Source organism: Haloarcula regularis, from assembly GCF_029338315.1.
Lineage (GTDB): Archaea > Halobacteriota > Halobacteria > Halobacteriales > Haloarculaceae > Haloarcula > Haloarcula regularis.
On record NZ_CP119794.1, the window covers coordinates 826735 to 839571 of the forward strand.

Annotated in this window: 12 protein-coding genes and 4 pseudogenes; 7 read left to right on the plus strand and 9 right to left on the minus strand. The window is 68.8% G+C overall.

Annotated features, from left to right (window positions below):
* Window positions 1-13: 13 nt before the first annotated feature.
* The 4 genes and pseudogenes from P1N55_RS19620 to P1N55_RS04450 all read right to left on the minus strand — a co-directional run.
* A pseudogene (locus P1N55_RS19620) lies at window positions 14-773 on the minus strand (proteasome assembly chaperone family protein).
* 90 nt (window positions 774-863) lie between these two features.
* A complete protein-coding gene (locus P1N55_RS04440; RefSeq protein WP_276277769.1) occupies window positions 864-1562 on the minus strand; it encodes a hypothetical protein in 699 nt (232 codons plus the stop codon).
* 175 nt (window positions 1563-1737) lie between these two features.
* Window positions 1738-2916 carry an outer membrane protein assembly factor BamB family protein gene (locus P1N55_RS04445; protein ID WP_276278674.1) on the minus strand — a complete coding sequence of 393 codons (1179 nt, stop codon included), beginning with the start codon at window positions 2914-2916 and terminating at the stop codon, window positions 1738-1740.
* A gap of 57 nt (window positions 2917-2973) precedes the next feature.
* Window positions 2974-3297 (minus strand): annotated as a pseudogene (locus tag P1N55_RS04450) (outer membrane protein assembly factor BamB family protein); the annotation flags it as partial.
* Between the two features lie 341 nt (window positions 3298-3638).
* Here P1N55_RS04450 and P1N55_RS04455 point away from each other — a divergent pair.
* The 4 genes and pseudogenes from P1N55_RS04455 to P1N55_RS04470 all read left to right on the plus strand — a co-directional run bounded on the left by P1N55_RS04455 (window position 3639) and on the right by P1N55_RS04470 (window position 6471).
* Window positions 3639-3881: a hypothetical protein gene (locus tag P1N55_RS04455; protein ID WP_276277770.1), complete on the plus strand. Its 243-nt coding sequence runs from the start codon at window positions 3639-3641 to the stop codon at window positions 3879-3881.
* Between the two features lie 78 nt (window positions 3882-3959).
* Window positions 3960-5525, plus strand: a pseudogene (locus tag P1N55_RS04460) (SLC13 family permease).
* A gap of 60 nt (window positions 5526-5585) precedes the next feature.
* Window positions 5586-6029: a universal stress protein gene (locus tag P1N55_RS04465; protein ID WP_276277771.1), complete on the plus strand. Its 444-nt coding sequence runs from the start codon at window positions 5586-5588 to the stop codon at window positions 6027-6029.
* A 67-nt stretch (window positions 6030-6096) separates the two neighbouring features.
* Window positions 6097-6471 (plus strand): tautomerase family protein, encoded by a 375-nt coding sequence (locus P1N55_RS04470; RefSeq protein ID WP_276277772.1) that lies wholly within the window; start codon window positions 6097-6099, stop codon window positions 6469-6471.
* A 20-nt stretch (window positions 6472-6491) separates the two neighbouring features.
* Here P1N55_RS04470 and P1N55_RS04475 read toward each other — a convergent pair whose 3' ends face one another.
* From P1N55_RS04475 to P1N55_RS04485, 3 genes are all read right to left on the minus strand, one after another.
* Window positions 6492-6989: a hypothetical protein gene (locus P1N55_RS04475; protein ID WP_276277773.1), complete on the minus strand. Its 498-nt coding sequence runs from the start codon at window positions 6987-6989 to the stop codon at window positions 6492-6494.
* A gap of 48 nt (window positions 6990-7037) precedes the next feature.
* A complete protein-coding gene (locus tag P1N55_RS04480; protein ID WP_276277774.1) occupies window positions 7038-7655 on the minus strand; it encodes a class I SAM-dependent methyltransferase in 618 nt (205 codons plus the stop codon).
* A gap of 73 nt (window positions 7656-7728) precedes the next feature.
* Window positions 7729-8235: a metal-dependent hydrolase gene (locus P1N55_RS04485; RefSeq protein WP_276277775.1), complete on the minus strand. Its 507-nt coding sequence runs from the start codon at window positions 8233-8235 to the stop codon at window positions 7729-7731.
* A 114-nt stretch (window positions 8236-8349) separates the two neighbouring features.
* Here P1N55_RS04485 and P1N55_RS04490 point away from each other — a divergent pair.
* Window positions 8350-9127, plus strand: a pseudogene (locus P1N55_RS04490) (SDR family oxidoreductase).
* A 22-nt stretch (window positions 9128-9149) separates the two neighbouring features.
* On the opposite strand, the gene P1N55_RS04495 reads toward P1N55_RS04490, so the two are convergent.
* Window positions 9150-10568 (minus strand): FAD-dependent oxidoreductase, encoded by a 1419-nt coding sequence (locus P1N55_RS04495; RefSeq protein ID WP_276277776.1) that lies wholly within the window; start codon window positions 10566-10568, stop codon window positions 9150-9152.
* 352 nt (window positions 10569-10920) lie between these two features.
* Here P1N55_RS04495 and P1N55_RS04500 point away from each other — a divergent pair, with 352 nt between their 5' ends.
* Window positions 10921-11340, plus strand: a complete 420-nt coding sequence (locus P1N55_RS04500) for a DUF2267 domain-containing protein (protein WP_276277777.1) — start codon at window positions 10921-10923, stop codon at window positions 11338-11340.
* Window positions 11341-11383: 43 nt separating this feature from the next.
* Here P1N55_RS04500 and P1N55_RS04505 read toward each other — a convergent pair whose 3' ends face one another.
* Entirely contained in the window at window positions 11384-12025 is a 642-nt protein-coding gene (locus P1N55_RS04505) for a dienelactone hydrolase family protein (RefSeq protein ID WP_276277778.1), read from the minus strand.
* A gap of 102 nt (window positions 12026-12127) precedes the next feature.
* On the opposite strand from P1N55_RS04505, the gene P1N55_RS04510 reads away from it, so the two are divergent.
* The gene (locus tag P1N55_RS04510) at window positions 12128-12772 is read left to right on the plus strand and encodes a phosphoribosyltransferase (RefSeq protein ID WP_276277779.1); all 645 of its coding nucleotides are present in this window, start codon (window positions 12128-12130) and stop codon (window positions 12770-12772) included.
* Window positions 12773-12837 lie beyond the last annotated feature (65 nt).

A 12837-nucleotide genomic window follows, 5' to 3' on the forward strand; every position in this document is an offset into this window, starting at 1 on the left:
GTCCCGCGGGAGGCTACATGAACATCCGGTCTTCAGGGTAGTCCCGGCCGCCGGACGCGTCGCGTCCTTCCATCGACTGCATCCGGGTCGCGAGCTCCTCGTAGTAGCGTTTCATCTCCTCGGAGCGGGCCTGGAGCTCCGTCTCGTCGACCTCGAGGCCGTAGAGCGTCTCGAGCGCGTCGAGGAACCGAAGCGCAGCCTCGAAGTCCGGCCCCGGCGGGTGCGTCGGCGTCGTCAACACGCCGGTCGGCGGCGTCTCGCCCTCGAGACTCCGGAGGAGGAGTTCGCTGACGACGCCGTCGAAGAACCCGCCCGCGAGGGGCTGGAGGTCGGCCGAACCGATGCGACGGGCCCGGAACTCGTCGGTCCCGACGTGAAAGACGACGTGTTCGTCGGGGCCGTGGGAACGGGACGCCGTGGAGGAGACAGACCTCCTCGATGCCCTGGGCCTCGACCCACGCCGACACGCCATCAGCGAGCGGTTCGCCCGCCCACACGGGCACGAGTATCTCGCTGATAAGCAGGGAGATGTCGGACCCGTCTGCCGAGTACAGTCGCATCGGGAAGCGTGGTTCGCCGCTGGTGAAGGGCGTGATGTCGGGCAGGTTGTTCGTCCTGACGTGCCCGACCTGTTCGGTGAGCGTGTTCGAGACCAGATAGTCGATGGCCGTGAGGCCCGCGAGACCGAGATTCGCCGTGCCGAGAATGAGGGTGTCGCCGACGTCCGCGTCGGGGGCCGTCACGATGTCGAACGATGGTGCTGCAGTCGCCATGTCGTCTTGTGTTTCACCTGATAGGACAATAATAGTCACTGCCTCGGCGGACCCGTCGACGGGTTCGTCGTGCGGGCCGCGGAGTGCCAATCACCGTTCGCCCTCGACCCGTGCGAACCCGTCGACCTCGACCCAGCCGTCCTGTGGACCGTCCAGCCCGCCCTGCAGGCGCTCGTAGTACATCTCGTGGCCGGCGCCGGCGTACGTGTTCACCCCGTTGTGGACCACGACGAAGGACACGTCGGCCGCCGCCGGGGCGTCGTAGGAGACGAACAGGCGGGCGTCGAAGGCGTAGCACTTCGTCTCTGGCGCCGGCGCGGCCCGGTTGGGACAGGGGCGGGTCCGCCGGCCGTCAACCGGGCCGATGGTCGGCTCGTGGCCGTAGGGGCTAGCCGTCTCGATGACGTGGTCGACGGGGGCCCGGACGCCGACGAGGTACGACGAGTACCGCCGGCCGTCGGGTCGTCGCGCCGCAGAGACCTCCCCCGCCGTGACCTCGAGGGCCGGCCCACGGTCCGTCTCGACGACCCGGTACTGCCAGGCGTCGGGCCCCTCGAGACGACCCGCTCGAATCGCCTCGACGACCGGGTTGGGGCCGTCCGCCGCGGCGGGGAGCGGCACGGTGAGGGTCGCGTTCTGCAGCGTCGCGTTCGTGTCGAACGACAGCGAGTACCCGTAGGCGCTGTCCGATACCGTCGGGTCGGGCGAGAGCACCGGTGCCGCCAGTATGAGGGTCACCACGGCGACGCCGACGGCGAGGACGACGAGGAGCTGGTGCGTCACTCGCATACCGATCCGCCGAGACGGGCGGACCTTCGGCTCCGACGGCGAGCCGCGCCGAGTGCCCCCGTGCCCGGCAGGTTCCGGGAGGCGCCGGTTACCTCGTCGAACTGGCGAGCGGTTCGGGACCGGGTGTGCACGCGAGCGTGTTCGCCGGCCGACAGTAAATAGCTGCACGACGGTACTACCGGAAGAAGACGAGCATCATCGCGAGGAACAGCAGGAGCGGGTAGACGAGCCCCGTGACCACGGCGTAGGTGCCGACCACCACGGCTGCCTGCCGGCGCAGGCGACCGAGCTCGACGTCGGCCGCGCTCGCGGCCGCCGGGAGCCAGCGGGAGGTGAGCAGCGCCCAGCCGCCCGCCGCGGTCAGGACCAGCAGGGCTCCGACGTAGACCAATCCGCCGCCGAGAAGCGGGACCGCGGGCAGTCCGAGCGCCGGCACCGCGATGGACACGCCCAGGAAGAGCGCGCCGAGGACGAAGGGGACGACGACGGCGAGGACGACGTGGACGGCCGCGGCGGCCAGTCGGCCAGTGTCCGCGTACGGTCGCCGGAGCACTCGCGAGGCCACCACGCGCGGCGGGGCCCAGGAGTAGCCCCGAAGTCGGGCGAGGCCCAGCGTGACCGTGCCGGCGAGGAGCCCAGCCACGAGCGAGGCGGCCGCGAGTGCCGCGAGGGTCCCCAGCAGCGTGTCGCTCAGGATGGCGTGCCCGACCTGTCCGGCCAGACCGCCGGGGACAGCCGACCCGCCCTCGACGAGTGAGTAGAGGCGTCGGTTCGTCGGCCCGACGTAGACGGCGCCGTCGACGACTGCGGGGTGGGCCCTGACGCCGACCCGCTCGTCGACGACGTAGGCCCACTGTCGTTGCCCCGTCTCGGGGTCGAGGCCGACCACGGCACCGTCGGCGCCGACGACGACGGCGTTCGCGGCGACCACAGGCGGCGTGTCGACGAACGACTCGCCGGCGGTCCAGCGGCGGGCCCCGGTGGTCGCATTCACCGCGACGAGACGGTCGTCCGCGACGGCGTAGACGGTCCCGTCGGCGACGGCGATGGGTTCGCTGCCGGCGGCCACGTCGAGAGTGCGCAGGACGGTCCCGTCCCCGGCGTCGAGGACCGTCACGTCCGTCCACGTGGGGACGTACACCTCGCCGTCGACGATGGCGGGTGCCCGCGCGGGCTGGGTCGACAGCGGCGTCTCCCAGACGACGCTCCCGTCGGCCCTGTCGACGGCGAGGACACGGCCCGCCTCGCCGTCGGGGTCGTAAGCACCGACGACGACTCGCTCGTCCGCGACGGACGGCGAGGTCAGGCCGTCGCTGCCGACGTCGACCCGCCAGCGCTCGCTGCCGTCGGCCACCGCGACGAGGAACCGGCGCGGTTCGACCTCGGGCCCGAACGTGTCGCCGCTGGCGTAGACGGTTCCGTCCGCGACGACCGGCTGGCCGCGTAGCGCGGAGTACGGTCGGTCGCTCGTGAGTTCGTACCGCCAGGCGACGTCGCCACCGGCCCGGTCGAGTGCCACGAGCTCCACGACGTCCGTCTCGGTGTCGCGCACGACGACGTAGCCGTACTCGGCGCCCAGGGCGACCGACGACTCGACGCTTCCGCCGACGTCAGTGCGCCACTGCCGCTCGCCGTCGGCGCCGAACGCGAAGACGACGCCGTCGCCGTTGCCCACGTACACCGTCCCGTCGCCCACTGTCGGGCCGACGAGCGCCATGCCGGCCGAGCCCACACGAGCGGTCCACGCGGGACCGACGTCTGTCGTCGGCGCCCGCGCGTCGAGGTTGGCGCCCGTGTTCGCGCTGTCGTGCCGCGGGCCTGACCAGTCCGTGACCTGGGTCGCTCCCGCGAGGCCGGCGACGGGCCGCGACGACGCCGAGGGCGAGCAGGGCGACGACCAGGGACCGGCGTGACGTCCGGACCATGGTGTCACTACGTCGACAGCAACCGAATACTGTTCGGCGGTTCTCGACCCGCGAGAATAGGTCGGCCGGTCCGAATCGGGTGGCTTCGGGCCCGTCCACGACCGTTCGAAGCGGATGACCTTTGAGTCTCCCCCTCGATAGGAGGTGACAGATGTCGGTCTCGGACTTCGACCTCGCGGACGTCTCGCCGATGGCGTGGCGGTTGCTCCGGGTCGCCGCCGGGTTCAGCCAGCGCGACGTCGAGCGAGCGGTCGACGACCTGATGCAGGCACACCTCTCGATGCTCGAGAGCGGGTCCCGTGGCCTCTCGCAGTCGCGACGGCAGGTGCTGTTCGAGCTGTACACGGACGAACTCGACCCGGAACAGGTCCGGGCCATCGTCGACAACTTCTGAGCCGTTTGCGGTGCGTTAGCAGACGGTGTATCAATGATAACAGTTATTAATCAATATTCGGAATAGCGCCCTGTATCAATGATACAGCGCCTGACAGGCACCTCACGCGGCAGGTTGACGCTCTTCGTGGTAGTGGCACTCGGAACCGCACTTATCGCCTTCGCCCCGTCGCCGGAGGGACTGTCCGTCCGCGGACAGTACGCCGTCGCGACCATGTTCTTCGCGGGCGGCCTCTGGGTGACCGGGACCCTGCCGCTGCCGGTGACGGCGCTCTCGATTCCCGTGTTGCTGACCGCCTTTGGCGTCTACGACGACATCGACCCGGCGCTGTCGGGCTTCGCGGACCACCTCATCTTCCTCTTCATCGCGGGGTTCATGCTGGCGAACGCGCTCCAGAAGTACGACATCGACCGGCGCATCGCGCTGTGGATAATGAGCCGGATGGGGACCTCGCCGCGCAAGCTCATCGCCGCCATCATGCTTGCGACGGCGTTCCTCTCGATGTGGGTCTCGAACACCGCCACGACGGCGATGATGACCCCATCGCGCTCGGGGTGCTCGGCCAGGTGATGGGCCGAGACCAGGTCCTTGAGGAGGACGCCGCGGGCGACGCGTTCTACAACATGCAGATCGCCACCTTGCTGGGGACGGCCTACGCCGCCAGCGTCGGGGGCGTCGGCACGCTCATCGGGACGCCGCCCAACGCCGTCGTCGCGACCCAGGCCAACGCCATCCTGGGCTACGAGATCGGGTTCGTCGACTGGCTGCTCATCGGCCTGCCCGTCGTGGCCCTCACGCTTCCGCTGGTCTGGTACATCCTCACCTTCCACCTGTACCCGCCACAGATCGAAGACGTCAGCGACGCGCGCGCCGAGGCACAGCGGTACCTCGAGGAGGAGGGCGAACTCGACGCCCGTGGCCGGCGTGTCACCTACATCTTCGTCGCTACGGCAGGCCTGTGGGTGCTGGGCGGCCTCGACATCCTCTTCGAGGGTCTGCTCCCCGAGGTGTGGTTCAACACGCTCTTCGGGACCAGCGAGGGCCAGACCGTCTTCGGCGTCGCCGGCCATCAGGGCCTGCTCTACTACGTGATGGTCGGGCTCTACGCCATCCCGGCGCTGGTGCTGGCCGATACCGTCGAGTGGGACGACATCGTCGACATCGACTGGGACCATCCTCCTCTTTGGCGGGGGCATCGCCCTGGCCGACGCGTTCGCGAAGACCGGCGCCACCGAGTGGATCGCGAGGTCCATCTTCGGCAACCTGACGAACGCCCCGATCGTGCTCGTCGTCGGCGCCATCGTCCTGCTGGTCATCTTCCTCACCGAGATGACCTCCAACACCGCGACGGCGACCATCATCGTGCCCGTCCTCATCGGCATCGGGGGCATCTTCGCGTCCATCCTCGGCCTCGCGGAGGTCTCGGCCAGCATCTTCCTCGCCGTGAGCGGGGCGATCGCGGCCTCCTTTGCGTTCGCGCTCCCCGTCGCGACGCCGCCCAACGCCATCGTCTTCGGGAGCGGCCACCTCAAGCAGGAACACATGATGCGGGCGGGCGTCGTCCTCAACATCGTGATGACGCTGGTGCTCACCGGCCTGATCTGGCTGCTCTTCCAGTTCGTCTGGCCGGCCTTCCTCTGGTGAGCGACGGCGCCGCGCCCGGATGCCAGTACGTTTAACCGCGGGTAAATGTATCATTGATACATGGCACTCGATACGGTCCTGCTCGCCGTCCGTCCGGGTGACGAGGGACATGGCAGCCGGCTCGCACAGACGCTGATTGACATCGCGGAGGCGGCACAGGCCCGCCCCCAGGTCGGCCTCGTGTTCACCGACGAGCAGTACCGGGCGACCGTGACGAGCCTCGGCGTCGACGATCTCGAGGACGTCCGGACGTCCGAACTGGCGGGACGTCACGGGACCTTCGGCACGGTGTTCGAACGGCTCGAGGCCGCGGGTCTCGACTTCGACGTCCGCCTCGGGACCGGCCCGCACGGCGAGACCATCGTCGACATGGCGGCCGACGCGGACCACGCCGTCGTCGGCGGGCCCAAACGGTCCCCGACCGGCAAGGCCGTGTTCGGGTCGACGGTCCAGACGGTCCTCTTCGACGCACCCTGTCCGGTGACCTACGTCCGCAGAGAGTGACTCGCGGGCGCGAGAGGCGACACGCGAAGGCCAAAACAGCCAACTCGATGCCCCGAGGAGACCACGTATGCCGCTCTTGCAGTTCGATACGACGCTGTCGCTGTCCGCGGCCGAGAGATCGGGATTCACCGACCGGGTGACCGACTGCTACACCACCGAGATGGCGACGACGAGCGGCCACGTCGCCGTCGTCGTCCGCACCCACGACCGGGCCAGCCTCTCGCTCGGCCGTGCCGTCGACGGGCCGCTGCTCTTCCTCGACGCCGATATCCGCCGTGGGCGGCCGTTCGAACGAAAACGCGCCTTCGCGCTCGCGACGATGGAATATGCCGCGGAGCGGTTCGGCGTCCCCGACGAGAACATGAAGGTCGTGTTCACCGAACACCCGGGCGAGGCGATGATGGGCGTGGACCGCGTCGGGGGCGAGTGGACCGAGGAGTGAGCGCGACGTCGTCGGGCCGCTCACTCCTCGGACGTCGCGGACTCGGCGACCACCTCGATGAGCGTCCGCTGGTCCTCGAAGTACGCCGGCGCGTCGTGGTCACGCTCGAACTCGACGACGCGCGTGAGCGCCGTCTGCCCGTCCGACGCGGTCGAGTCGACCTCGTCCGCGAGGTCGGTGTAGGCCGTCGCGAGCCGCTCGAAGGCGTCCCGGCGGGCCTGGGTGGCCGCGACGACTGCCTGGGCCTCCTCGATGTCGTCCTCCAGTGACTCTATTTCGGCGAGGTCGGCGTCGGCGCGCCCGCCGGTCGCCGCGGAGGGGGAGACCGGCCTCGCGTCGCCCGTCGACGACCGCTCCGAGAGGCGTTCTCGTACCTCCTCGATGTCCTCGTCGAGCGCCTCGAGCAGTTCGTTTGCCTCCCGGGTGAGCGACTCGACGCGGCCCCAGAGAAATCGGGCCTGGGTCCGACAGTAGTCGGCGAGTTCCTCGACGGAGAGCGGCGCGCTATCGTCGTCCATCGTCGGTCCTAGGCGCTCCAGGCTGAAGCCAGTTGCCACGCGGGTCGCTTACGGCGCCCGGAAGACCCGGATCGTGTCGCGCTTGGTCGGCTCGTGAACCACCTGGGCGAAGCCGTACTCGGCGAAGACGTGCTTCCAGTTGCGGTAGTACAGCGGAAACTCGTCGTCGACGTAGCTCACTTCGGTCTCCCCGCGCCCGCGCTCTGGGCTGTTGCCCTCGTTCTCGGCGGTGACGAGAAGCTCCCCGGCGACGCGGGCGACGTCCTCGAAGACCCACTCGTCGTCCGGGTGGATGTGCTGGAGCGTCTCGACGGAGTAGACGACGTCGAAGGCGTCGTCGTCGTACTCGCCGAGGAGGTCCTCGATGGCACCGGCCTGGAATGTCCCCGTCTCGGCGAGGGTCGGGAACGCGTCGGCCATCACCTCGAAGGACTCGTCGTTGATGTCGATGCCGGCGAGGTTCTCGAACCCGTGGGAACGGAGGTGCTCGAGGTGGCGTCCGGACCCACAGCCGAGTTCCAGAATCGCGGCGTCGTCGGAGACGTAGTACCGGAGGGCGTCGAGAATCGTCTCGCTGACCTCGTTGGGGCCGAGTTCGGCGTAGTAGCGCGGCGAGAAGCGACCGGATCGACCGGCCCAGTCCTCACGCACTTCGTCGGGGTCCATACGAGAGTGGAGACGGCGACGCTGTAAGTGTCTCTCGAAGTCGTGACACTCCGGCCGACGGCGACTTCCCGGATCACACTGGTGCGACGGACCCCGTCTGCAACGCGACCACGACGACCAGCGAGGTGACGAAGACGCCGACCACGAGCAGACCGTAGTTCGCAACGGAGTTGTCGGCCGTCCACAGACTCGCCGAGTAGTGAGTCGTCGACAGCGGCGTGAACGGCGTCACGCCCATCGGCGTCAGCGCGTCGCCCGCGACGTGGCCGAGGATACCGACCGTCCCGCCGACGGTCCCGACGAGTGCCCCCTCCGTCGTCGTGAACAGGCCAACCGATTCCGCCGACAGCGAGAGCACTGCACCACAGGCGAGACCGACGGCGAGTGCGGCCCAGACCGTGTGCGTGATGCCACGGTGCGAGACGAGCGGCAGTCGGTGGTCGACGTCCGGCGCCGTCGCGAGGCCGACGGCGAGCGCCCAGCCGACGACCGCGAGCAGCGGTTCTCCCAGGACCAGGATCCCGGCGCCCAACGGCGCATAGAGGAGGAGATTCACTCCGTAGTGGCCGTTCCGGTACATCCGCGTGGAGAGTGGCGGGACCGAAGGGAAAGCGTTGTGGCTCGCCGTCACCGCCCTCGGACACCCTTCTGATTTAACAGGACCACGCGCGTCTCTCCAGTCGGGACATCACCGATGAAACTACTCGACGGAAAGACGGCCGTCGTCACCGGCGGCAGCTCAGGTATCGGTCGCGGTATCGCACGAGGGTTCGCAGAGCACGGCGCCGCGGCAGTCGTCGTCGCCGACGTTCGGAAAGACCCGAAGGGGGGCGGTCCGCCGACCCACCAGTTGCTCCGGGACGAGACTGACACGGAGGCGGTGTTCGTGGAGTGTGACGTCACAAACCAGGAGGACCTCCACGAGACGGTCGAGGCCGCCGAGGCGGCCGGCGGAATCGACGTGATGGTGAACAACGCGGGCATCTGGCACGCCGAGGACTTCTTCGAGGTGTCGGAGGCGGACTACCGGCACATGATGGACATCAACCTCAAGGGCGCATACTTCGGGTCACAGATCGCGGGCGAGCGACTCGTCGAGAACGAGGGTGGCGGGTCCATCATCAACGTCTCCAGCATCGCCGGCCTCTTCGGGAACGGCGACTGGCCGACCTACGCCGCCTCGAAGGGCGGGCTCACGACGTTCACCTACTCGCTGGCCCACAAGCTCGGCGACGACGGCGTCCGCGTCAACGCAATCCACCCCGGCGGCATTCAGACCAGAATCGGCGGGGAAGTCGAGGACGAGGAGGCGGCCGCCCAGCAGACTCAGCAGTTCACCCGGATGGTCCCGCTCGGTCGCTACGGGCAACCGGAGGACGTCGCGGGCCGCGACCTTCCTCGCGAGCGATCTGGCGAGTTACATCACCGGCGAGTCGCTCGTGGTCGACGGCGGGTGGACGAGCTGGCGCTGACCACCGCCCGGCCCCGACGCGCTCAGTCGGCGAGTTTCCCCTCGAGCACCTTCGCGGCCGTCAGCACGGGGTCCCAGACGGGGCTGAACGGCGGCGCGTACGACAGGTCCAGGGACGAGAGCTGGTGGACCGTCATGCCGGCGTGGAGCGCGGTCGCGACAGTGTCGATGCGCTTTGCGACGCCCTCGGCCCCGACCATGCTCGCACCGAGCACCCGGCCGCTCTGTCGGTCGCCGACCAGCGTGACCTGTAGCTCCGTCCCGCCTGGGTAGTAGTGGGCCCGCGATTCGGTCGTTATGGTCACGGAGACGGGGTCGAACCCCGCATCGACGGCCCCCGCCTCGTCTATGAGGCCCGTCCGTGCGACCTCGAGGTCGAACGCTTTGACCGCCGCCGTCCCGGCGATCTGCCCGACGGGGAGCGGGTCGCCGGCTACGGTCTGCCCGATGGCACGGCCGGCACGGTTCGCCGTCAGTGCGAGCGGGACGTGGTCGGGCGCGCCGGTCACGACGTGAATTGCCTCCGCACAGTCGCCCGCGGCGTAGACGTGTGGGTCGTTCGTCCGGCCGTACTCGTCGGTCGCGATGGCCCCGGTCGGCCCCGTCTCGATGCCGGCACGCTCGGCGAGGTCCGTGTTCGGCGCCACGCCGACGCCGACCAGCGCGAGGTCGACGGGGACCCGCTCGTCGCCGGCGGCTATCGCCTCGACTGCTCGCTCACCGACGAGTTCCTCGACCGACGTGTCGAGGTGGAGCGTGACGCCCTGCTCGCGGAGGTGGTCTTCGACGACGGCGGCGGACTCGGCCCCGAAGGGCTGGAGGGTGTGGGGCAGCATCTCGAAGAGGTGCACGTCCAGCCCGTGTGCGGCGAAGGCCTCGGCCATCTCGATACCGACGTACCCGCCACCGATGATACCCACGGTCTCGGGTTCCTCGGCCGAGGTGTACTCGCTCGCGACGGACCCGTAGCCGGTCTCCGAGCGGCTCGCAGTCGGCGTCGGCTCGCCCAGGGCCCGGCGTATCTCGGCCCCCTCGTCCATGCCGTGGAGGGTGAACACGCCCGCAAGGTTCATCCCGTCGAGCGGCGGTTGCACCGCCCGGGCACCGGTGGCGACCAGCAGGTCGCTGTATCGCTGTTCGAGGGCCCCGTCGGGTCCGTCGACTGTCACCACCTTACGCTCCCGGTCGATGTGGGTCACCTCGTGGCCGGTGCGCAGGTCGATGCCGCGGTCCTCGATGAACTCTGTCGGCGTCATCGAGACGAGGTCGTCGAGCGTCTCGACGTCTCCCTTGACGTAGTAGGGCAGTCCGCACGCACCGTAGGAGACCCAGTCGCCCTGCTCGAAGACGACGACGTCCCGGTCGGGTGCGTCGCGTTTGAACTTGCTCGCGGCACTCATCCCCGCAGCGTCACCACCGACGATTACGAACGGATCGGTCATACCGAATGGTTCGTCCGCCAGGCACAAATAGTATTGTGTTAGTTTTGAACTATCATTAGAGCAATAGTACTGCAGAGAGTACAGACACGACCCAGAAACGGGATTCGAAACACAGAACGAGGATTTGAAGACACGAAGCACCAGTGTTCCGTCTCAGAGTACCCACGGCCCCCGACACCAATATTGCAATTGATATACAATTCTACTCCCTGTCCCGAACGGATACCGGGCCTGAGTGTGCACGCTCCCGCGGGGGGACACCGGGCACACCGTCACGGGGATCCCGTCCCGGCCGTTCCCGGGAGTCGGGACTCACCCCCCAATTAATGTCATTGAAAAATAAATTGTGTGTATGAACTTCGACGAGTTCACCGGCAAGGTACAGCATCGACTCGAACTGGCCGACACTGGCCAGAGCGTCCGGGCGATTCGGGCGACGTTACTACCCTTGGGCCAGCGGCTCTCGGCGGGGCACGCCGAGGACCTCGCGGCGTCGCTCCCCATCGAGATAAAGTGGTACCTCGCGGGGGCGGTCCACGAACACGGCCAGCACTTCGACTGGGCCGAGTATGTCGAGCGCGTCAGCGAAATCGAGGGGTCGGACCCCGCCGACGCGGCCCATCACGCTCGCGTCATCGTGGACCTGGTCGAGAGCGTCGTGCCTGCCTCCGACTTCCAGCAGCTCCGCGACGCGCTTCCCGAGAGCGAGGACGACGAGAACTGGGGGAACCTCTTCGAGATCGTCGACGGCGGCGGATGGAGCGAACGCTGACCTGACGTGAACTCGCGCTCTGGCGGGACCGGCCTGGCGGCGGTCACGCGAGCGTCGCCTCGAACCAGTCGGCCGCCACGTCGGCGACCTCCTCGAGCTCGCCGGGGCCCTCGAAGAGGTGACCGGCCCCATCGACGACGTGCAATTCTTTCTCGCAGGTGAGCTGGTCGGAGGCCTCGCGGTTCAGGTCGAGGACCTGCGTGTCGGCGCCCCCGACGATGAACAGCGTCGGCACGTCGACGGCGGCGAGCGCGTCGGTGGCCATGTCGACGCGCCCGCCGCGCGAGACGACGGCCGCGACGCCCTCTGGGTCCCGTGCCGCCGCGCGCAAGGCAGCAGCGGCGCCGGTACTCGCGCCGAAGTAGCCGACTGGCAGGTTGTGCGCGTCCGCCAGGTCCGAGAGCCACCGGGTGGCAGCAACGAGGCGGTCAGTCAGGAGCGGGACGTCGAAGCGGTTCTCGCGGACCTCGTCCTCCCGCTCGGTCAGCAGGTCGAACAGGAGCGTCCCGAGGCCGCGGTCGCGGAGGACCTCCGCGACGAAGTTGTTCCGTGGGCTGTGCCGACTCGACCCACTGCCGTGAGCGAACACGACGACACCCGACGCGTCGGGTGGTATCGCCAATATCCCGTCAAGTTCGACGTCGCCGACCGGGATAGCCACGTTCGTTCCGTGCTGCTGTCCCATGAGAGTGGCACACACTCGAGCACCTTGAGCGGTGCGGACCTGTCGTCGTACTGAACTGACCGTAACCGGTAGGCGTCTGTCGGCCCAAGGTACGCCGGGACAATGGCTACGCGTCAGTTCACAGACCGAAGCGAGGCGGGCGAACAGCTCGGAGCGGCGCTGCGAGAGCGAGACATCGACGTCGACCTCGTGCTCGCGATTCCCAGGGGCGGGCTCCCGCTGGGGCACGCCGTCGCGGACGCGCTGGACGTGCCACTCGACGTCGTCGTCGCGAAGAAGATCGGGGCGCCGCACAATCCGGAGTACGCCATCGGTGCCGTCGCCAGCGACGGGAGCGTGTGGCGCAACGAGTCGGCGCTCCGGCAGGTCGACCCCGGCGAGGAGTACTTCGAACGCGAGCGCGAGAAGGAAGCCCAGAACGCCAGACAGAAGGCCGATCGATACCGCCAGGGCAGTTCGGAACCGGACGTCCGGGGCAAGGCCGTCGCGGTCGTCGACGACGGCGTGGCGACCGGGTCGACCGCCAGGGCGTGCCTGGAACTGCTCCGGCAGAACGGCGCCGACCGGCTCGCCCTGGCGATACCCGTCGGCCCGCCCGACACCGTCGCGGAACTGGGGCAGCTGGCCGACGAGGTCGTCTGCCTGTGGACGCCCCAGCACTTCAGCGGGGTCGGGCAGTTCTACGACCGGTTCGACCAGGTGTCGGACGAGGCGGCGATGGCCTATCTCGACCAGGGGGCGGACTGAAGTCGGCCTGTCCGTTCGGCGGTCCGGGTGATCGGCCGTACCGGTGTTTGGAACAGCCAACACCC

Coding starts and splice junctions, on each gene's coding strand:
- P1N55_RS04485 (WP_276277775.1), bottom strand. CDS start 8,235: ATGTACCGGAACGGCCACTACGGAGTGAATCTCCTCCTCTATGCGCCG.
- P1N55_RS04510 (WP_276277779.1), top strand. CDS start 12,128: ATGGCTACGCGTCAGTTCACAGACCGAAGCGAGGCGGGCGAACAGCTC.
- P1N55_RS04500 (WP_276277777.1), top strand. CDS start 10,921: ATGAACTTCGACGAGTTCACCGGCAAGGTACAGCATCGACTCGAACTG.
- P1N55_RS04455 (WP_276277770.1), top strand. CDS start 3,639: ATGTCGGTCTCGGACTTCGACCTCGCGGACGTCTCGCCGATGGCGTGG.
- P1N55_RS04480 (WP_276277774.1), bottom strand. CDS start 7,655: ATGGACCCCGACGAAGTGCGTGAGGACTGGGCCGGTCGATCCGGTCGC.
- P1N55_RS04470 (WP_276277772.1), top strand. CDS start 6,097: ATGCCGCTCTTGCAGTTCGATACGACGCTGTCGCTGTCCGCGGCCGAG.
- P1N55_RS04465 (WP_276277771.1), top strand. CDS start 5,586: ATGGCACTCGATACGGTCCTGCTCGCCGTCCGTCCGGGTGACGAGGGA.
- P1N55_RS04440 (WP_276277769.1), bottom strand. CDS start 1,562: ATGCGAGTGACGCACCAGCTCCTCGTCGTCCTCGCCGTCGGCGTCGCC.
- P1N55_RS04495 (WP_276277776.1), bottom strand. CDS start 10,568: ATGACCGATCCGTTCGTAATCGTCGGTGGTGACGCTGCGGGGATGAGT.
- P1N55_RS04505 (WP_276277778.1), bottom strand. CDS start 12,025: ATGGGACAGCAGCACGGAACGAACGTGGCTATCCCGGTCGGCGACGTC.
- P1N55_RS04475 (WP_276277773.1), bottom strand. CDS start 6,989: ATGGACGACGATAGCGCGCCGCTCTCCGTCGAGGAACTCGCCGACTAC.